Raw genomic sequence first — 19,481 nt, forward strand, 5'->3', positions numbered from 1 at the left:
CACCGTTCTGTTACCTGCCGCCCCAAAAACGCGCAAATCACGTTTCAGGTAACGCTGTCGGTCTCGTTGCACAAAGCCTCAAATCGCTGTGAGAGAGGCTGCCAACCCGCAAAAACACTGGATGGCATACCCATCAAACGATCAATTAGCCGGGGTGCGGACGAAGTTGGTCCTTTGATTGCATATGCTTGTATGTACAAGTAGAGACAGGCTACACATTCTGCTCTCCACTGGACTGAATCAGCCTGCTTCGCCAGGCACTGCTCGCCCTTTAATCGGGCTGGTTTGGATTGATCGCCGAGGATTCTTTTGTGACCGAGAATAATCAAGACCTGAAGCAGGACTGGACCCGCCACCGCGAAGGCGTGGTACGGGCTGCACGCGGCACTCGATTGACTGCCAAAAGCTGGATGACCGAAGCACCGCTGCGCATGTTGATGAACAACCTCGACCCGGAAGTCGCCGAAAACCCCAATGAGTTGGTGGTTTATGGTGGCATTGGTCGCGCGGCACGCAACTGGGAATGCTACGACAAGATCGTCGAAAGCCTCACCCAGCTCAACGATGACGAAACCCTGCTGGTGCAGTCCGGCAAGCCGGTCGGCGTGTTCAAGACCCACAGCAATGCCCCTCGCGTACTGATCGCCAACTCTAACCTAGTGCCGCACTGGGCCAGTTGGGAGCATTTCAACGAGCTGGATGCCAAGGGTCTGGCGATGTATGGCCAGATGACAGCTGGCAGCTGGATCTACATCGGCAGCCAGGGCATCGTTCAGGGCACTTACGAAACCTTCGTCGAAGCCGGCCGCCAGCACTATGACGGCAACCTCAAAGGCCGCTGGGTGCTGACCGCAGGGCTCGGTGGCATGGGCGGCGCACAGCCGCTGGCAGCCACGCTGGCCGGGGCCTGCTCGCTGAACATCGAATGCCAGCAAAGCCGTATCGATTTTCGCATCAAGACCCGCTACGTCGACGAGCAAGCGGCTGACCTGGATGACGCACTGGCGCGCATCGCCAAGTACACCGCCGAAGGCAAGGCCATTTCCATCGCCCTGTGCGGCAACGCGGCAGATATTCTGCCGGAAATGGTCCGTCGCGGTGTGCGTCCGGACATGGTCACCGACCAGACCAGCGCCCACGACCCGCTCAATGGCTACCTGCCCAAAGGCTGGACCTGGGACGAGTACCGCGCCCGTTCGGTTAGCGAGCCGGCCAATGTGGTCAAGGCTGCCAAGCAGTCGATGGCCGAACACGTCGAAGCCATGCTGGCGTTTCAGCAAGCGGGCATTCCGACCTTTGACTACGGCAACAATATTCGCCAGATGGCCAAGGAAGTCGGCGTCGCCAATGCCTTCGATTTCCCAGGCTTTGTCCCCGCCTATATCCGCCCTCTGTTCTGCCGCGGCATCGGGCCGTTCCGCTGGGCCGCGCTGTCGGGTGACCCGCAGGACATCTACAAGACTGACGCCAAGGTCAAAGAGCTGATCCCGGACGACGACCACCTGCACAACTGGCTGGACATGGCCCGCGAGCGCATCAGCTTTCAGGGCCTGCCGGCGCGTATCTGCTGGGTTGGTCTGGGCCAGCGCGCCAAGTTGGGTCTGGCATTCAACGAGATGGTCCGCAGTGGTGAACTGTCGGCACCGGTGGTGATCGGTCGCGACCATCTGGACTCCGGCTCGGTCGCCAGCCCCAACCGTGAAACCGAATCCATGCGTGACGGCTCGGATGCGGTTTCCGACTGGCCACTGCTCAACGCCCTGCTCAACACCGCCAGCGGTGCGACCTGGGTATCGCTGCACCACGGCGGCGGCGTCGGCATGGGCTTTTCGCAGCATTCCGGCATGGTGATCGTCTGTGACGGCACCGATGAAGCCGCCGAGCGAATTGCCCGCGTACTGCACAACGACCCGGCCACCGGAGTGATGCGCCATGCCGATGCAGGTTATGACATCGCCATCGACTGTGCCAAAGAGCAGGGCTTGAACCTGCCGATGATTGGACGTTAAGAGCCTGCGGTTATCGAACCGACAGACTTGGGGAACGGGCATGAGCATGCCCATGGGCCGGATGCCTGATTGAAGCTGCCGTCATCCATTTCAGGCTTAGGAGCATCGACAATGAAAATGAAAAAGGCCCTGTTGACCACATTGGTATCCGCTGGCCTTCTAGCCAGCGCAGGCGCAAGTCAGGCTGCGGGCTGGTGCGAATCAGGCAAACCGGTGAAGTTCGCCGGGCTGAACTGGGAAAGCGCGATGCTGCTGACCGACATCCTGCAGGTCGTGCTGGACAAGGGCTACGGCTGCACTGTGGACGCCCTGCCCGGCAACTCCATTGCCATGGAAAACGCCCTTGGCACCAACGACATACAGATCTTTGCCGAAGAATGGGTCGGCCGTAGTGAAGTCTGGAACAAGGCCGCCGCAGCGGGGAAAGTCGTCGGTGTCGGCGCGCCGATAGTCGGCGCAGTGGAAGGCTGGTACGTACCGCGCTATGTGATCGAAGGCGACGCCAAACGTAAGCTGGAAGCCAAGGCACCCAACCTCAAATCCATCAGCGATCTGGCTCAGTATTCTGCAGTGTTCAAGGATCAGGAAGAGCCCGGCAAAGGCCGCTTCTACAACTGCCCGGCCGGCTGGACCTGTGAGCTGGAAAACAGCGAAATGCTCAAGAGCTACGGCCTGGAAGGCAAGTACACCAACTTCCGCCCTGGCACCGGCCCGGCGCTGGACGCGGCTATTCTCTCCAGCTACAAACGTGGCGAGCCAATCCTCACCTACTACTGGTCGCCAACGCCATTAATGGGCCAGGTAGACCTGGTGCGACTGGAAGAGAAACCCGGCGTCAACAAGACGATCGATATCAAGGTCGGCGTGTCCAAAGTGTTCCACGACGAGGCCCCTGAACTGGTCGCGGTGCTGGAGAAGGTCAATCTGCCGATCGACCTGCTTAACCAGAACCTGGGACGCATGGCCAAGGAACGCATCGAATCGCCGAAACTGGCGAAGATTTTCCTGAAAGAGCACCCTGAAATCTGGCACAAATGGGTCAGTGAAGACGCCGCGAAAAAGGTGGACGCTTCGCTGTAAACGACCGGGCTGCCGGACTGAAAGGTTCGGCAGCCCGGCCGTTGACCCGACACACCTCATTTGAGAGCCGCTTATGTTTCCTGAAAGCTTCACTTTCTCGATCGCCAACTGGGTCAACGACGGGGTCGACTCGCTGGTGACTCAGTATGGCGACGTGTTCCGGCACATCTCCGAGACCCTGCTGTGGGCCATCGTCAACCTCGAAGGCCTGCTGCGCATGGCCCCGTGGTGGCTGATGCTGATCATCGTCGGCGGTATCGCCTGGCACGCGACGCGCAAAATCATCACCACGCTGGTGATCGTCGGCCTGCTGTTTCTGGTCGGCGCGGTCGGGTTGTGGGACAAGCTGATGCAGACCTTGGCGCTGATGCTGGTTGCCACGATCATTGCAGTGCTGATCGGCATTCCGCTGGGCATTCTCTCGGCGCGCAGCAATCGTCTGCGCTCGGTGCTGATGCCGTTGCTGGACATCATGCAGACCATGCCCAGCTTCGTTTACCTGATCCCTGTGCTGATGCTGTTCGGCCTGGGCAAGGTCCCGGCGATCTTCGCCACGGTTATCTACGCCGCACCACCGCTGATTCGTCTGACTGATCTGGGCATTCGTCAGGTCGATGGCGAAGTGATGGAAGCGATCAACGCCTTCGGGGCCAACCGCTGGCAACAATTATTCGGCGTGCAACTGCCACTGGCGATGCCGAGCATCATGGCCGGGATCAACCAGACCACCATGATGGCGCTGTCGATGGTGGTGATTGCCTCGATGATCGGCGCACGCGGGCTGGGCGAAGACGTACTGGTGGGCATTCAGACGCTCAACGTCGGGCGCGGGCTGGAAGCGGGCCTGGCCATTGTCATCCTCGCGGTCGTCATCGACCGTATCACGCAGGCCTATGGCCGCCCACGTCATGAGGCGAACAAATGAGCAGCGTGGAACCGAACAAGATCGTTGTCAAAAACGTGTTCAAGATTTTCGGCAATCGCGCCAAAGACGCCCTGGCGCTGATCAAGCAGAACCAAAGCAAGGATCAGGTGCTTGCGCAGACCGGTTGCGTGGTCGGGGTCAACGACTTGTCGCTGTCGATCGGCAGCGGCGAAATATTCGTCATCATGGGCCTGTCCGGCTCGGGAAAATCGACGCTGGTGCGCCACTTCAACCGGTTGATCGACCCTACCAGCGGCGAAATCCTGATCGACGGCGAAGACATACTGCGTTACGACATGGAGGCTCTGCGCGAGTTTCGGCGGCACAAGATCAGCATGGTGTTCCAGAGCTTCGGCCTGTTGCCGCACAAGACCGTGCTGGCCAACGTCGCGTACGGCCTGAAAGTGCGCGGCGAGAGCAAGGCGCTGTGTCAGGAACGCGCGCAGCACTGGGTCACCACAGTTGGCCTGAAAGGCTACGAGAACAAATACCCGCACCAGCTTTCCGGCGGCATGCGTCAGCGCGTCGGCCTGGCGCGAGCCTTGGCAGCGGACACGGACATCATCCTGATGGACGAGGCGTTCAGCGCCCTCGACCCGTTGATTCGTGCCGAGATGCAGGACCAGTTGCTGGAGCTGCAAGCCAGCCTGCACAAGACCATCGTGTTCATCACCCACGATCTGGACGAAGCCGTGCGCATCGGCAACCGCATCGCAATCCTTAAGGACGGGCGATTGATTCAGGTCGGTACGCCGAAAGAAATCCTTCATTCGCCTGCCGACGATTACGTGGACCGTTTCGTTCAGCGTCGCGTGGCCACCCTTTAAGGACTGTTGCAGATGTCGCGAGCAGAACAGATCGTCATCGGTGAAGCCCCGGTGGGCTGGCAGGATGTAGTCGCCGTGGCCCGACATGGCGCGCAACTGGCCTTGTCGGATGCCGCCTGGGCGCGGATCGATAATGCGCAGGCCATCGTGCAACGCATCGTCGTCAGCGGCGAGCGCGCGTATGGCGTGAATACCGGGCTCGGCGCGCTGTGCAATGTATCGCTGCAAGGCGAACAGCTCAGTCGTTTGTCGCGCAATACCCTGCTCAGCCACGCGTGCGGGGTGGGCACGCCATTGGCCGATGAACAGACTCGCGCAATCATCTGCGCCGCGATCCTCAACTACAGTCAGGGCAAATCCGGCATCCATCGTCAGGTGGTCGAGGCGCTGCTGGCGTTGCTTAATCGAGGCATCACGCCGCAAGTACCGTCACAGGGCTCAGTGGGTTATCTGACCCACATGGCGCACGTCGGCATTGCACTGCTGGGCGCTGGTCAGGTCAGTTATCGCGGGCAGATCGTCGCTGCGCAGCAGGCGCTGGACGAAGAAGGTCTGGCACCGGTAATACTCGGCGCCAAAGACGGCTTGTGCCTGGTCAACGGTACGCCGTGCATGACCGGCCTGAGCTGCCTGGCCATCGCCGATGCCGAGCGTCTGAGCCAATGGGCCGACGTGATCGGGGCGATGACCTTCGAGGCCCTGCGCGGCCAGCTGGACGCGTTCGATGAAAGCATTCTCGCTCTCAAGCCTCACCCAGGCATGCAGCAGGTAGGCAAGAACCTGCGCAGCTTGTTGTCAGGCAGCGAAGTGCTGGCCAGCAGCCAGGGCATTCGTACCCAGGATGCACTGAGCATTCGCTCGATTCCTCAGGTGCATGGCGCAACCCGCGACCAGTTGGCCCATGCCATTCGCCAGATCGAGACCGAACTGAACTCGGTCACCGATAACCCGATGCTGCTCGGCACGCCGGACGCCTGGCGCGTGGTGTCCCAAGCCAACCCGCATGGCCAGTCGGTGGCGATGGCGGCGGATTTGCTGTGCATGGCGATGGCCGAACTGGGCTCCATTGCCGAGCGGCGACTGGACCGCCTGGTCAACCCGATGGTCAGCGGCCTGCCGGCTTTTCTGGTCAGTCAGCCCGGAGTCAACTCGGGAATGATGATCGTCCAGTACGTCGCCGCTTCGCTGTGCGCAGAAAACCGCCAGTTGGCACAGCCGGCAGTGGTCGATAACTACGTAACCTCAGGCCTGCAGGAAGATCACCTGAGCCTGGGCACCAGCGCCGCACTCAAGCTGCACAAGGTGTTGGCCAATGTCACACAGATTCTCGCCATCGAGTATTTGCTCGCCGCGCAGGCATTCGAGTTTCTCAAGACGCAGCGCTTCGGCGTCGGTACCGACATGGCCTGGCGGTTGCTGCGCGAACAGGTTGCGGCCTACGACGAAGACCGCTGGCTGGCCCCTGACATCGCCAGCAGCGCTGCCCTGCTCAAAGACGAAACATCGCTGGAAAGGGTTTTCCGGCACTGCCGCAATCATGCGGCAAACCTGTAGAGGCGGCTGACGGCCACCAGCCGTTGCCGACATCCATCAAGGAGTAGCAGCATCGTGACCACCTTATCTGCCAAGACGCTGAACCTGATCCCCGGCCAACTGACCCTGGCGCAATTGCGCGCCATTCATCAGCAGCCAGTCAGCCTGACGCTGGACAGCAGCGCCAACCAGCAGATCGACGACAGCGTCGCCTGTGTCGAGCGCATTCTGGCCGAGAACCGCACCGCCTATGGCATCAACACCGGTTTCGGCTTGCTGGCCTCGACCCGAATCGCCAGTGAGGACCTGGAGAACCTGCAGCGTTCGCTGGTGCTGTCGCATGCGGCCGGTGTCGGCCAGCCGATCAGCGATGATCTGGTACGGCTGATCATGGTGCTCAAGGTCAACAGCCTTAGCCGCGGTTTCTCGGGCATTCGGCGGGTGGTGATCGACGCGTTGATCGCGCTGATCAATGCCGAGGTCTACCCGCACATTCCGCTCAAGGGCTCGGTCGGTGCCTCCGGCGATCTGGCCCCGCTGGCGCATATGTCGCTGGTGCTGCTGGGCGAAGGCAAGGCACGTCACAAGGGCGAATGGCTGAATGCTGTCGATGCGTTGGCTGTCGCAGGCCTGCAGCCGCTGACGCTGGCCGCCAAGGAAGGGCTGGCGCTGCTCAACGGCACTCAAGTGTCGACCGCTTACGCACTGCGCGGGCTGTTCGAGGGCGAAGACCTGTTCGCCGCCGCGCTCACCTGCGGCTCGCTGACGGTCGAAGCGGTACTCGGCTCACGCTCGCCGTTCGACGCACGTATTCATGCCGCGCGCGGTCAGCACGGGCAGATCGATGCGGCGGCCTGCTATCGCGATTTGCTGGGCGAAAGCAGCGGTGTGTCGGAGTCGCATCGCAACTGCGACAAGGTTCAGGACCCTTACTCGCTGCGCTGCCAGCCACAGGTCATGGGCGCATGCCTGACGCAGCTGCGTCAGGCCGCCGAGGTGCTGGAAATCGAATCGAATGCGGTGTCCGATAACCCGCTGGTGTTCGCCGCCGAGAACGACGTCATATCCGGTGGCAATTTTCACGCAGAGCCGGTCGCGATGGCAGCGGACAATCTGGCGCTGGCCATCGCCGAGATCGGCTCGCTCAGCGAGCGCCGCATTTCGCTGATGATGGACAAGCACATGTCGCAACTGCCGCCCTTCCTGGTGGCCAACGGCGGCGTCAATTCCGGCTTCATGATCGCGCAGGTCACAGCCGCCGCGCTGGCCAGTGAAAACAAGGCGCTGGCCCATCCGCACAGCGTCGACAGCCTGCCAACTTCGGCCAATCAGGAAGACCATGTGTCGATGGCCCCGGCCGCCGGCAAGCGGTTATGGGAAATGGCGGAAAACGTTCGCGGGATTCTTGCCGTAGAATGGTTGGCTGCCTGCCAGGGGCTGGACTTGCGCGAGGGCCTGAAAACCTCTCCGAAGCTGGAGCAAGCCCGCAGCCTGTTGCGCAGCAAGGTCCCGTTCTATGAAAAGGACCGCTTTTTTGCACCGGACATCGAAGCTGCCAGTCAGCTGTTGTCCTCCACTTGCCTGAACCCGCTGGTTCCTGCACGTCTGCTACCGAGTCTGTGATGCACCGCGAGCCTGGCAGGGCTCGCTTTGGTCATTGCTGCGGGAAGCCGGATGCAGGCGTTCTCGCGGCTTTTGCCATACCTGTAATGAAATGGACCTGAAATGACGTCACAAGATGGTTTGAAACGCGGGTTATCCGCCCGCCACATCCGCTTCATGGCCTTGGGCTCTGCCATCGGCACAGGGTTGTTCTACGGCTCGGCCTCGGCGATTCAACAGGCCGGTCCCGCTGTATTACTGGCGTACCTGATTGGCGGCGCGGCGGTGTACATGGTGATGCGCGCACTGGGCGAAATGGCCGTTCACGACCCCGTGCCCGGTTCGTTCAGCCATTACGCCACGCGCTACATGGGGCCGCTGGCCGGTTTCGTGCTGGGCTGGACCTACGCGTTCGAGATGATCATCGTCTGTCTGGCCGACGTGACCGCCTTCGGCATTTACATGGGCTTCTGGTTTCCGGAAGTGCCGCGCTGGATCTGGGTGCTGGGCATCGTGTTCCTGATCGGCGCGCTCAACCTGTGCAACGTCAAAGTTTTCGGCGAAACCGAATTCTGGCTGTCGATCCTCAAGGTCAGCGCCATCGTGGCGATGATCGTTGCAGGCTTCGGCATCATGATCTTCGGCATCGGCAGCTCGACCAGCGGCACTGAAATCGGCATCAGCAACCTGTGGGCGCATGGCGGCTTCATGCCCAACGGCGTGGCTGGCCTGATCGCTTCGTTTGCCGTGGTGATGTTTGCGTTCGGCGGCATCGAGATCATCGGCATCACGGCCGGTGAGGCAAAGGACCCGCAACGCAGCCTGCCGCAGGCAATCAACGCGGTGCCGCTGCGTATTCTGCTGTTCTACGTGCTGACCCTGTTTGTGCTGATGTGTATTTATCCGTGGCCGCAAATCGGCACCCAAGGCAGCCCGTTCGTGCAGATTTTCGACAATTTGGGCATTGCCTCGGCGGCGACCATTCTCAACATCGTGGTGATCTCGGCGGCGGTGTCAGCTATCAACAGCGACATCTTCGGCGCAGGCCGCATGATGTACGGCCTGGCCCGCGACGGTCAGGCGCCGGCGAGCTTTGCGCGCCTGTCGCGTCAGGGCGTGCCGTGGATGACCGTGCTGGTGATGGGCGTGACGCTGCTCGGTGGCGTGCTGCTCAACTACCTGATCCCCAAAGACGTGTTCCTGCTGATCGCGTCGCTGGCAACCTTCGCCACGGTCTGGGTCTGGCTGATGATCCTGCTGACTCAGGTCGCCATGCGTCGCTCGATGAGCCGCGAAGAGGTCACACAGCTCAAGTTTGCGGTGCCGTTCTGGCCTTACGGGCCTGCCGCCGCCATCGTCTTCATGCTGTTCATCTTCGGCGTTCTGGGCTATTTCCCGGACAACCGTGCAGCCCTGATCGTCGGTGCAGTCTGGATTGTGCTGCTGCTCATCGCCTACGCGGTGTGGGTCAAGCCGAAGGCGCTCAACAACCCCCATTGATCAAAGAGGCCCGGAATGAAAATGCTCTGGAAAAACTGTCACATCGCAAGCATGGCTCACGGCAAATACTCGATCATCGAAAATGCCGCCATCGTGACCTCCGGAGCACTCATCGAGTGGATCGGGCCTCAGGCCAAGCTGGCTGGGTCAGAACATGACAACTGCATCGATCTGGGCGGCGCGTGGGTGACGCCCGGCCTGATCGACTGCCACACACACACGGTCTTCGGCGGCAATCGCAGTGGCGAATTCGAGCAGCGTTTGCAGGGCGTGAGCTATGCCGAGATTGCTGCAGCAGGCGGCGGTATCGCCAGCACGGTACGGGCCACGCGTGCCGCCAGCGAGGATGAACTATACGCCAGCGCCGAGCGGCGTTTGCGGCACTTGCTCAAGGACGGCGTCACCACCGTCGAGATGAAATCAGGCTACGGGCTGGACCTGGAAAACGAGCGCAAGATCCTCCGCGTGATCCGCCGTCTGGGCAATACCCAGCCGGTCACCGTGCGCGCCACCTGCCTGGCCGCCCATGCGCTGCCACCGGAATACACCGATCGCGCTGACGACTACATCAACCACATCTGCAACGAGATGCTTCCGACGCTGGCTGCCGAAGGTCTGGTGGATGCGGTGGATGCTTTCTGTGAGTACCTGGCGTTTTCGCCTGCGCAGGTCGAGCAGGTTTTCATCACGGCAGGGCAATTGGCACTGCCAGTGAAATTGCATGCCGAGCAGCTTTCTTCGCTGGGCGGCTCGAGCCTGGCAGCGCGCTACAAAGCGCTGTCGGCAGATCATCTGGAGTTCATGACCGAAGACGACGCCATTGTCATGGCCGCTGCCGGGACCGTCGCGGTGCTGCTACCGGGGGCGTTTTATTTCCTGCGGGAAACTCAACTGCCGCCGATGGACGCGCTGCGCAAGCATGGCGTGCCGATTGCCATTGCCACCGACCTGAACCCCGGCACTTCACCCGGGCTTTCGCTGCGCCTGATGCTCAACATGGCCTGCACGCTGTTTCGCATGACGCCCGAAGAAGCGCTGGCCGGAGTCACGTTCAATGCCGCCAAGGCACTGGGGATGAGCGCGACACATGGCTCGCTGGAAGTCGGCAAGGTGGCGGACTTTGTGGCGTGGAACATCGAACGACCGGCTGATCTGGCCTACTGGCTGGGCGGCGATCTGGACAAACGCATCGTGCGCCACGGCGTCGAAACATCGATCTGAAGGAGAGCCCTGTGGACAACGTTCTGACATTCAATCGCGGTCGCATTCCGTTGCTGATCAGCATGCCGCATGCCGGCCTGAAGCTGACGCCGGTCGTCGAGGCGGCGCTGGTGGACGAGGCGCTTAGCCTGCCGGACACCGACTGGCACATCCCGCGCCTGTATGACTTTGCTGCCGAACTGGGCGCGGGCACCCTGGCCGCCGAGTATTCGCGTTTTGTCATTGATCTCAATCGGCCATCAGACGACAAGCCGATGTACGTGGGCGCAACCACCGGCTTGTTCCCGTCGATCCTGTTTGACGGCGTGCCGCTGTTCAAGGAAGGCCAGACGCCGAGTGCCGAAGAACGTGCTCGGTATCTGCAGCAGATCTGGACGCCCTATCACCAGACGCTGGAGCAGGAGCTGCAGCGGATGCGCGATGAGTTTGGCTATGCGCTGCTGTTCGACGCCCACTCGATTCGCGGGCACATTCCGCACCTGTTCGAGGGTCGCTTGCCGGATTTCAATCTGGGCACTTTCAATGGCGCAAGTTGCGACCCGGAACTGGCCAGCCGAATGGAGCAGGTCTGCGCAGCGGCCAAGGATTACAGCCATGTGCTGAACGGGCGCTTCAAGGGTGGTCACATCACCCGCCATTACGGCGACCCTGCCAACAACATCCACGCCGTGCAACTGGAGCTGGCGCAAAGCACTTACATGGACGAGTTCGTACCCTTCCACTATCGCCCGGACCTGGCCGAACCGACCCGCGCCGTACTTAAACCGTTGCTGGAAACCTTCATTGCCTGGGGGCAGAAGCGGTTTGGCTGATCGCCCCATTGTGGGCCTGGGTCATTGGGCATATCTTGTCAGGTCGATACGGGGGCTCACACATGTACCAGAAAACACATTGGCCACTGACGCTCTATTTTGACGGTGAATGCCCGCTCTGCGCTCGAGAAGTCAAGATTCTACGTGCGCGTGCCGCACCTGATCGCCTTGGTTTTGTTGATATCAGTGATAAAGCTTTTGATGCTGAAGCTGTGGGGTTCACGCTGGCGCAGATGGAGTCGTCATTGCATGCGAAATTTGACGATGGGACATGGGTAACCGGCCTGGACGCGACGCTCTGGAGCTGGCGAGCGGCGGGCCTGGGTTTCTGGGCTGCGCCGTTATCATGGCGGTGGGCCAGGCCGCTCCTTAATATTGTTTACCGTCTGTTTTGCCGCTGGCGTCCGCATTTGGCGTGGCTGCCTCATCCTGATGGCAGTGCTCGCTGTCGGGGCGACAGCTGTGCAGTTCCGGAAAACAACCGGGGTGCGCACGACCGTTCACCACCTGACAAACGTTAGACGCTTCGCTCAATCTTGTTGAAGAACGTTCGACCTGATGCAAAGTGCCTGATCACTTCTTGAGCAAACGCAGCCCGTTGAACACCACCAGCAGGCTCACGCCCATGTCGGCAAACACGGCCATCCACATGGTCGCCATGCCTGCAAAGGTAACGCCGATGAATAGCACTTTGGTCGCGATCGCCAATGTAATGTTCTGCTTGAGCACCGCCGAAGTCTGGCGGGACAGTCGGATAAACGTCGGAATCTTGCGTAGATCATCGTCCATCAGGGCGACATCTGCCGTTTCGATAGCCGTATCCGTACCCGCAGCGGCCATCGCAAAACCGATTTCGGCACGAGCCAGTGCCGGTGCATCGTTGATGCCGTCGCCCACCATGCCCACTCGATGGTCGCGAGCGTAAAGCGCTTCGATAGCACTCAGCTTGTCGGCCGGCAGCAGATTGCCTTGCGCCTCATCAATCCCGACCTGATCGGCAATCGCCTTGGCGGTGTGCGGATTGTCGCCAGTCAGCATGACAGTCTTGATACCCAGCGCATGCAGTTGAACGATGGCCTCACGGCTGGTCTCCTTGACGGTATCGGCCACCGCAAACAGCGCAATCGGGCCCGACGCATCCAGCAACAAGACCACGGTCTTGCCCTGCATTTCCAGTGCATCCAGCTTCGCTTCCAGCGCGGGCGAGCACAGACCCAGTTCTTCAACCAGACGATGGTTGCCCAAGTGATACATCTGGCCGTTCACTTCACCCTTCACGCCCCGTCCGCTCAAGGCTTCGAATGCAGTCACCTCATGCAGCATCAGACCCTCATCAGCGGCTTTGGCAATAGCCTGAGAAACCGGGTGATCGGAGCGACCGGCCAGGCTTGCGGCGATAGCAGGCGCAGTCTCTGCGGTGGTCGCGTTCAACGGCACGTAGTCGGTCTGCACAGGCTTGCCGTGGGTCAGCGTGCCGGTCTTGTCGAGGGCCAGATAGTCGAGCTTTTCGCCCATTTCCAGGTAAACGCCGCCCTTGATCAGGATGCCCTTGCGCGCAGCAGCCGCCAGACCGCTGACGATGGTCACCGGCGTGGAGATGACCAACGCGCACGGGCACGCCACTACCAGCAGCACCAGCGCCCGGTAAATCCAGTCATACCATTCGCCGTCAAAGAACAGAGGCGCAACCAGAGCCATCGCCAAAGCGACAATGAACACGACCGGCGTATAGATGCGCGAGAAACTGTCGACGAAGCGTTGAGTCGGCGCGCGTGAGCCCTGCGCTGCTTCCACCGCGTGAATGATCCGCGCCAGAGTGGAGTTATTCGCAGCAGCGGTGACACGGTATTCCAGCGATCCTGACTGATTGATCGTGCCCGCGAAGACTTTATCGCCAACGGTTTTCTCGATCGGCAGGCTTTCGCCGGTAATGGATGCCTGATCGATGGTCGAATTGCCGGACACCACCTCACCGTCCAGGCCCACGCGCTCGCCGGGCTTTATCCTGACAATCGCGTCCAGTTCGACGCTTTTGGCTTCAATCTCCTTCCAGCTGCCATCCGCCTGCCTGACCGTTGCAAGTTCGGGCGTCAGCTGCATCAGGCCACTGATTGCATTGCGGGCACGATCCAGAGACTTGGCTTCGATCAATTCAGCAATGGTGAACAGAAACATCACCATCGCCGCTTCCGGCCACTGACCGATCAGGATCGCACCGGTCACTGCAATGCTCATCAGGGCATTGATGTTCAGGTTGAAATTCTTGAGCGCTATCCAGCCCTTCTTGTAGGTAGTCAGCCCGCAACTGAAGATCGACACCAGGGCCAAAACGGCAACGACCCAGGTAGGGCCAAGCGACGCCAAATGGACCACTTCGGCGCCCAGCGCAGTCACGCCGGACAATGCCAATGGCCACCAGTGTTTCGCAGGCGCTGCAGCCGACGCTACAGGCTCGGCGCCCTCTTCGACCGGCTCGGCCTGCATACCCAGCGCGCCGATGGCCTCGCGGATCGGATCAGTGGACGGCAGATCGTGCCAGACATCCAGCATTCGATTGATCAGGTTGAACTCAAGCTTCTGCACACCCGCGAGTTTGCCGAGCTTGTTCTGGATCAGAGTCTGCTCGGTCGGACAGTCCATCGCTTCGATACGGAAACTGCTCAGGCGACTGCTGGACGCCGACGCTTCAGAGAATGTCACCACAGCGGGCTGTGCATCGCTGGCACAGCAGGAGTGTGCATGCGCTGCAGGCTCGTGCTTGTGTTGCGAGTGATCATCGTCGTGATCATGCTCGTGTGCGGGGGAAGTCTTGATCGTCGTGCCCATTCTGCGTGCTCCAGGATTCTGCTTGTTGCCAAGTGAACACCCTGTAGCCACTATAGGGTCAAGCGCTCAATCAAGACGAGTCCCCATGAAAATCGGCGAACTGGCAAAACTGACCGACACTCAGGTCGAAACTATCCGTTATTACGAGCGTGAAGGCCTGCTGCCGGCCCCCGCCCGTAGTGACGGCAACTACAGGCTATACACCCAGGCACATATGGAACGCCTGTCGTTCATCCGCAATTGCCGCAGCCTGGACATGACCCTGGAAGAAATCCGCAACCTGCTGAACTTGCGCGACAGCCCGCAGGACCAGTGCGAAAGCGTCAACGCCCTGATCGACGAGCACATCGAACACGTCAACGCCCGCGTGGCGAGTCTGCAAGCGCTTCAGGAGCAATTGCTCGACCTGCGCCGCCGCTGCAGCGATGGTGTGGCGGACCACTGCGCGATACTGGAGAGGCTAGAAGTGACGGGCGCTGTATCAGCTCCAGAGGGCGAGGCCTCGCATGTCGGGAGGAGTCACGGGCATTGAGGCGGGTTTAATAGAGCTTCCATTCAGGGGTGCTCAGCGTTGTCTGAGCGCCCGTCTTCGCGAACAAGTTCGCTCCCACGCCCTTCGGGCAGTAGCGCGTTTTCCAGATTCTTCACAAGCTGCCTGTAAAGATAAGCGTCGGAACAAGCGAATATGCGCTCAAACCGCCATCGGCGCAGTCATCGCCGGGTGGTGCTGATAGCCTTCCAGGGTGAAATCCGAAGGTTCGATCAGCTCCAGCCATTCAGGCTGGTAGACGCCGGTTTTGGCGAATTCCGGCACGCGGTCGGAGATCACCAGTTTCGGCATCGGGTACGGCTCGCGTGTCATCTGCTCGTTGAGCATGTCCAAGTGGTTTTCATACACATGGGCATCGCCGATGAAGTAGGTGAACCAGCGCGGCGTGTAGCCGGTCAGGCGGCCGATCAGGCTGAGCAGCGCAGCGCCTTCGGTAAGGTTGAACGGCGTACCGAGGCCCAGATCGTTGGAGCGGATGTACAGCGTCAGGGAAATTTCGCGGGTCTGCGGGTTCGGGTGCAGCTGGTACAGCAGGTGGCACGGCGGCAGAGCCATTTCATCGAGCTGGGCGCAGTTCCAGCCGTGGAACAGGATGCGGCGGCTGCCTGGGTCATTAATGATGGTGTCGACGCACTGACGGATCTGGTCGATGGCCTTGTACAGCACCACGAACGACTGGCCGTCTTCTTCCGATTCGGCAATCTGGCGATAACCCTGACCGAGTGCCAGTTCGATGGCGGCGACGTTGCCCGTGTCGATACGCTTGTACGCTGGCCATTTGCGCCATTGCACACCGTAGATTTCACCCAGATCGTCTTCGCCCTTGCGGAACGGGTTGTTCAGCCACTGGGCGTTTTCGTTGGCGTTCTGGTCCCAGACCTTGCAACCCAGCTCGCGGAATTCGGCGGCATTGCTCACGCCACGCAGAAAGCCGACCATCTCGCCGATAGCCGATTTGAACGCCATGCGCCGTGTGGTGATCGCCGGAAAACCTTCCTGCAAGTCGTAACGCAGCATGGCACCCGGAAAGCTGATGGTGTTCACGCCGGTACGGTTGGCTTGCAAGGTGCCGTGCTTGATCACGTGGGCGACCAGTTCCAGATATTGCTTCATAAATCACCTGCGTTGTTGAACGCGCCGGGCGCTGGCACCCGGCGTTTCGGTATTAAGCCGCTGCCTTGCTGGCAGCCGGGTCGCGCTTGTAGGCCAGCCAGATCAGGAACAGGCCGGCGATGATCATCGGCAGGCTGAGAACTTGACCCATGGTGACCCAGCCCCACGCCAGATAGCCCAGTTGGGCATCCGGAACGCGGACGAATTCGACCACAAAGCGGAAGATGCCGTAGAACAGTGCAAACATGCCGGAAACAGCCATGGTCGGGCGCGGCTTGCGAGCGTATAGATTGAGGATGATGAACAGCGCGACGCCTTCCAGTGCGAATTGATACAGCTGCGAAGGATGTCGCGCCAGTTGCGCGGGGTCGCTGAACGGCGGGAAGACCATTGCCCACGGCACATCAGTCGGTTTGCCCCACAGCTCGGCGTTGATGAAGTTGCCGATCCGCCCGGCGCCCAGGCCGATTGGCACCAGCGGGGCCACAAAGTCCATCAGCTGGAAGAAGCTTTTGCCGTTACGCTTGCCGAACCACCAGGCCGCGATCATCACACCGACAAAGCCGCCATGGAACGCCATGCCGCCCTTCCAGACTTCGAAGATCAGTAGAGGATTGGCGATGTAGGCCGACAGGTCGTAAAACAGCACATAGCCCAGTCGTCCGCCGACGATCACGCCCATGGCCAGCCAGAAAATCAGGTCGGAGAGTTTTTCCTTGGTCCAGGTCGGGTCGAACTTGTTCAGGCGACGCGACGCAAGCAGCCAGGCACCACCGATACCGACCAAATACATCAAACCGTACCAGTGAATTTGCAGCGGGCCGATAGCGACGGCTACCGGGTCAATCTGCGGGTAAGGCAGCATTGCGACTCCTTAATTGGAACGCCCTCGCGAGCGACTGAATCAGGCGCGCATGTTACCGGACCCCGGCGGGATGCTCTAGCGGCGACCGAAGGAAGCTGGCTGAACGAAGTGAAAAAAGCGCACCTGATGTGTCTGACCGCGCGGTTATCGCTCCCACGGTCTGCGTGGCAGAGCGATAATCCCGACTATCGTGCGACGCTCCACATCGGCATGCAGTTGTGGAAACTCTGCGTCCGGCCCTGAATGTGCGGCGCGGCGCAGATTTTTGATGCGGAGCGTCGCCCACGGCATTCCCACGCTTGAGCGTGAGGAACGATATTCTCTGACTGTCGTGGCGCTTAGTGCCCTTTGACCGAACTCGGGTTGATCATTCGCGACAGGCCGAGGTTTTTCAGCGCCAGTTGCAGGGAGCTGCTGATGACTTGCGGGTTGTCGTTAGTCATCAGTTGCGCCAGCAGTTCCTTGGCTTTACTAAGATTGATCTGGCGCAGCATCCACTTCACTTTCGGCAGGTTGGTGGCGTTCATCGACAGGCTGTCGAAGCCCATTGCCATCAGCAACACCGCCGCTGCCGGGTCGCCGGCCATTTCGCCGCAGATGCTCACCGGCTTGCCCTCGGCGTGGGCATCACGCACCACACTTTGCAGCGCCTGAAGCACCGCCGGGTGCAGGTAATCGTAGAGATCGGCCACACGCGGGTTGTTGCGGTCGACTGCCAGCAGGTACTGGGTAAGGTCGTTGGAGCCCACCGAGAGGAAGTCCACCTGCCGCGCCAAGTCACGAGTCTGGTAAACCGCAGCGGGTACTTCGATCATCACGCCGACAGGCGGCATAGGCACATCGGTGCCTTCGTCGCGCACTTCGCCCCAGGCACGGTGGATCAGGTGCAGCGCCTCTTCAACTTCATGGGTGCTGGAAATCATCGGCAACAGAATGCGCAGGTTGTTCAGACCTTCGCTGGCCTTGAGCATGGCGCGGGTCTGTACCAGGAAGATTTCCGGGTGGTCGAGGGTGACGCGAATACCGCGCCAGCCGAGAAACGGGTTGTCTTCCTTGATAGGGAAGTAAGACAGCGACTTGTCACCGCCGATGTCCAGGCTGCGCATGGTCACCGGTAACGGGTGGAATGCAGCCAACTGCTCGCGATAGATCGCCAGCTGTTCCTTTTCACTCGGAAAGCGCTGGTTGATCATGAACGGCACTTCGGTGCGATACAGACCGACACCTTCGGCACCACGCTGCTGGGCGCGGGCTACATCAGCCAGCAGGCCGGTATTGACCCACAGCGGCATGCGGTGCCCGTCGAGCGTGACGCAGGGCAGCTCGCGTAACGCATCCAGGCCTTGAGAAAGCTGACGCTCCTCCTCCACCACCTTGCCGAACTGCTTGCGCATGATTTCGCTGGGGTTGGTGAAGACTTCGCCGTGATAGCCGTCGACCACCAGATCAATGCCATCGACCTTGGAGTACGGGAAGTCCACCAGGCCCATGACCGTCGGGATGCCCATCGCCCGCGCCAGAATCGCAACGTGGGAGTTGCCGGAGCCCTGTACCGACACCAGACCGACCAGTTTGCCTTCCGGCACTTCGCCGAGCATCGCCGGGGTCAGCTCTTCGCTGACCAGAATCGTGTTGTCGGGGTAGACCAGCGCCTGTTGCCGAGCTTCCTGAAGGTAGGCCAGCAACCGGCGGCCGAGGTCCTTGACGTCCGACGCGCGCTCACGCAGGTAAGCATCGTCCATCAGCTCGAAACGTTTGACGTGCTCACTGACCACCGAGCGCAAGGCGCCTTGCGCCCATTGGCCGGTCTTGATGACGTCGGTCACCTCGCTGCCCAGCGAGGCATCGTCGAGCATCATCAGGTAGACGTCGAACAGCGCGCGCTCTTCGGGGCGTAATTGAGTGGCGAGTTTGGCGGACAGGGTGCGCATGTCATTGCGCACGCCTTCCAGTGCATTCTGGAACAGCGCCAGCTCGGCGGCGATATCAGTGACGGTCTTGTCCGGCACCACCTCAAGATCGGCAGGCGGGAGCATGACCACCGCTACACCGACTGCCGCACCCGGCGAACCGGCAACGCCGACGAACTTGGCTTCCTGGATGCCCTTGCCCTGGCGACCCAGACCGCGGATCGAGCCAGTGGCCTCGGCATGCGCAATAACGCCTGCCAGTTGCGCACTCATGGTGACAAGGAAGGCTTCTTCGCCCTCGTCGAACTGACGGCGCTCCTTTTGCTGGATGACCAGTACACCGACTACCCGACGATGGTGGATGATCGGCGCGCCCAGAAACGAGGCGTAGCGCTCTTCACCGGTTTCGGCAAAGTAGCGATAGCGAGGGTGACCTGCAGCGTTTTCGAGGTTAAGTGGTTCTTCGCGCGTACCGACAAGACCGACGAGGCCTTCATTCGGGGCCATGCTGACTTTGCCGATGGAGCGCTTGTTGAGGCCTTCGGAGGCCATCAGAACGAAACGGTTCACTTCGGCATCAAGCAGGTAGACCGAGCAGACCTGGCTGCCCATGGCCTCCTTCACGCGCAACACAATAATGCCCAACGCCGCCTTGAGATCCTTGGCGGAGTTAACTTCCTGGACGATCTTGCGCAGCGTATTGAGCAT

The 19,481-nt window shown here is 60.7% G+C and carries 15 protein-coding genes; 11 read left to right on the top strand and 4 right to left on the bottom strand.

Annotation, left to right across the window (positions count from 1 at the left end; genetic code table 11):
• Positions 1–311 precede the first annotated feature (311 nt).
• The 10 genes from hutU (at position 312) to POR16_RS23800 (ending at position 12,030) form a co-directional block, all read left to right on the top strand.
• Positions 312–2,009 carry a urocanate hydratase gene (gene hutU / locus POR16_RS23755; protein WP_005896198.1) on the top strand — a complete coding sequence of 566 codons (1,698 nt, stop codon included), beginning with the start codon at positions 312–314 and terminating at the stop codon, positions 2,007–2,009.
• Positions 2,010–2,120: 111 nt separating this feature from the next.
• A complete protein-coding gene (locus tag POR16_RS23760) occupies positions 2,121–3,089 on the top strand; it encodes an ABC transporter substrate-binding protein (protein WP_005896197.1) in 969 nt (322 codons plus the stop codon).
• A gap of 73 nt (positions 3,090–3,162) precedes the next feature.
• Positions 3,163–4,014, top strand: a complete 852-nt coding sequence (locus tag POR16_RS23765) for an ABC transporter permease (RefSeq protein ID WP_005896196.1) — start codon at positions 3,163–3,165, stop codon at positions 4,012–4,014.
• The gene (locus tag POR16_RS23770) at positions 4,011–4,841 is read left to right on the top strand and encodes a quaternary amine ABC transporter ATP-binding protein (RefSeq protein ID WP_050586612.1); all 831 of its coding nucleotides are present in this window, start codon (positions 4,011–4,013) and stop codon (positions 4,839–4,841) included. The genes POR16_RS23765 and POR16_RS23770 overlap by 4 nt, the downstream gene beginning before the upstream one ends.
• 12 nt (positions 4,842–4,853) lie before the next feature.
• The gene (locus POR16_RS23775; protein WP_024670522.1) at positions 4,854–6,395 is read left to right on the top strand and encodes an HAL/PAL/TAL family ammonia-lyase; all 1,542 of its coding nucleotides are present in this window, start codon (positions 4,854–4,856) and stop codon (positions 6,393–6,395) included.
• Positions 6,396–6,449: 54 nt separating this feature from the next.
• The gene (gene hutH, locus POR16_RS23780) at positions 6,450–7,997 is read left to right on the top strand and encodes a histidine ammonia-lyase (protein ID WP_005896192.1); all 1,548 of its coding nucleotides are present in this window, start codon (positions 6,450–6,452) and stop codon (positions 7,995–7,997) included.
• Positions 7,998–8,099: 102 nt separating this feature from the next.
• Positions 8,100–9,476: an amino acid permease gene (locus POR16_RS23785; RefSeq protein ID WP_005896190.1), complete on the top strand. Its 1,377-nt coding sequence runs from the start codon at positions 8,100–8,102 to the stop codon at positions 9,474–9,476.
• Positions 9,477–9,491: 15 nt separating this feature from the next.
• A complete protein-coding gene (gene hutI / locus POR16_RS23790; protein ID WP_005896188.1) occupies positions 9,492–10,697 on the top strand; it encodes an imidazolonepropionase in 1,206 nt (401 codons plus the stop codon).
• 11 nt (positions 10,698–10,708) lie between these two features.
• Positions 10,709–11,509 (top strand): N-formylglutamate deformylase, encoded by an 801-nt coding sequence (gene hutG / locus POR16_RS23795; protein ID WP_005896187.1) that lies wholly within the window; start codon positions 10,709–10,711, stop codon positions 11,507–11,509.
• 62 nt (positions 11,510–11,571) lie between these two features.
• Positions 11,572–12,030, top strand: a complete 459-nt coding sequence (locus POR16_RS23800; RefSeq protein WP_005896185.1) for a thiol-disulfide oxidoreductase DCC family protein — start codon at positions 11,572–11,574, stop codon at positions 12,028–12,030.
• Between the two features lie 52 nt (positions 12,031–12,082).
• Here the strand turns inward: POR16_RS23800 and POR16_RS23805 are convergent, their stop codons facing one another.
• The gene (locus tag POR16_RS23805) at positions 12,083–14,335 is read right to left on the bottom strand and encodes a heavy metal translocating P-type ATPase (protein WP_005896183.1); all 2,253 of its coding nucleotides are present in this window, start codon (positions 14,333–14,335) and stop codon (positions 12,083–12,085) included.
• Positions 14,336–14,420: 85 nt separating this feature from the next.
• On the opposite strand from POR16_RS23805, the gene cadR reads away from it, so the two are divergent.
• On the top strand, positions 14,421–14,867 hold the full coding sequence (cadR, locus tag POR16_RS23810) for a Cd(II)/Pb(II)-responsive transcriptional regulator (RefSeq protein WP_005896182.1): 447 nt from the start codon (positions 14,421–14,423) through the stop codon (positions 14,865–14,867).
• A 159-nt stretch (positions 14,868–15,026) separates the two neighbouring features.
• On the opposite strand, the gene POR16_RS23815 is transcribed toward cadR, so the two are convergent.
• The 3 genes from POR16_RS23815 to ptsP all read right to left on the bottom strand — a co-directional run bounded on the left by POR16_RS23815 (position 15,027) and on the right by ptsP (position 19,481).
• A complete protein-coding gene (locus tag POR16_RS23815) occupies positions 15,027–15,998 on the bottom strand; it encodes a thymidylate synthase (protein ID WP_005896180.1) in 972 nt (323 codons plus the stop codon).
• 52 nt (positions 15,999–16,050) lie between these two features.
• The gene (lgt, locus tag POR16_RS23820) at positions 16,051–16,863 is read right to left on the bottom strand and encodes a prolipoprotein diacylglyceryl transferase (protein ID WP_005896178.1); all 813 of its coding nucleotides are present in this window, start codon (positions 16,861–16,863) and stop codon (positions 16,051–16,053) included.
• A gap of 338 nt (positions 16,864–17,201) precedes the next feature.
• Positions 17,202–19,481: a phosphoenolpyruvate--protein phosphotransferase gene (gene ptsP / locus POR16_RS23830; protein WP_024668687.1), complete on the bottom strand. Its 2,280-nt coding sequence runs from the start codon at positions 19,479–19,481 to the stop codon at positions 17,202–17,204.

It is taken from the genome of Pseudomonas coronafaciens pv. oryzae str. 1_6 (assembly GCF_000156995.2).
In the GTDB taxonomy this organism is placed as follows: domain Bacteria; phylum Pseudomonadota; class Gammaproteobacteria; order Pseudomonadales; family Pseudomonadaceae; genus Aquipseudomonas; species Aquipseudomonas tremae.

Bases quoted from the DNA above. Each gene is read 5' to 3' on its own strand.
- POR16_RS23760 (WP_005896197.1), top strand. From the start codon at position 2,121: ATGAAAATGAAAAAGGCCCTGTTGACCACATTGGTATCCGCTGGCCTT.
- POR16_RS23765 (WP_005896196.1), top strand. From the start codon at position 3,163: ATGTTTCCTGAAAGCTTCACTTTCTCGATCGCCAACTGGGTCAACGAC.
- POR16_RS23770 (WP_050586612.1), top strand. From the start codon at position 4,011: ATGAGCAGCGTGGAACCGAACAAGATCGTTGTCAAAAACGTGTTCAAG.
- POR16_RS23775 (WP_024670522.1), top strand. From the start codon at position 4,854: ATGTCGCGAGCAGAACAGATCGTCATCGGTGAAGCCCCGGTGGGCTGG.
- POR16_RS23785 (WP_005896190.1), top strand. From the start codon at position 8,100: ATGACGTCACAAGATGGTTTGAAACGCGGGTTATCCGCCCGCCACATC.
- hutI (WP_005896188.1), top strand. From the start codon at position 9,492: ATGAAAATGCTCTGGAAAAACTGTCACATCGCAAGCATGGCTCACGGC.
- POR16_RS23800 (WP_005896185.1), top strand. From the start codon at position 11,572: ATGTACCAGAAAACACATTGGCCACTGACGCTCTATTTTGACGGTGAA.
- POR16_RS23805 (WP_005896183.1), bottom strand. From the start codon at position 14,335: ATGGGCACGACGATCAAGACTTCCCCCGCACACGAGCATGATCACGAC.
- cadR (WP_005896182.1), top strand. From the start codon at position 14,421: ATGAAAATCGGCGAACTGGCAAAACTGACCGACACTCAGGTCGAAACT.
- POR16_RS23815 (WP_005896180.1), bottom strand. From the start codon at position 15,998: ATGAAGCAATATCTGGAACTGGTCGCCCACGTGATCAAGCACGGCACC.
- lgt (WP_005896178.1), bottom strand. From the start codon at position 16,863: ATGCTGCCTTACCCGCAGATTGACCCGGTAGCCGTCGCTATCGGCCCG.
- ptsP (WP_024668687.1), bottom strand. From the start codon at position 19,481: ATGCTCAATACGCTGCGCAAGATCGTCCAGGAAGTTAACTCCGCCAAG.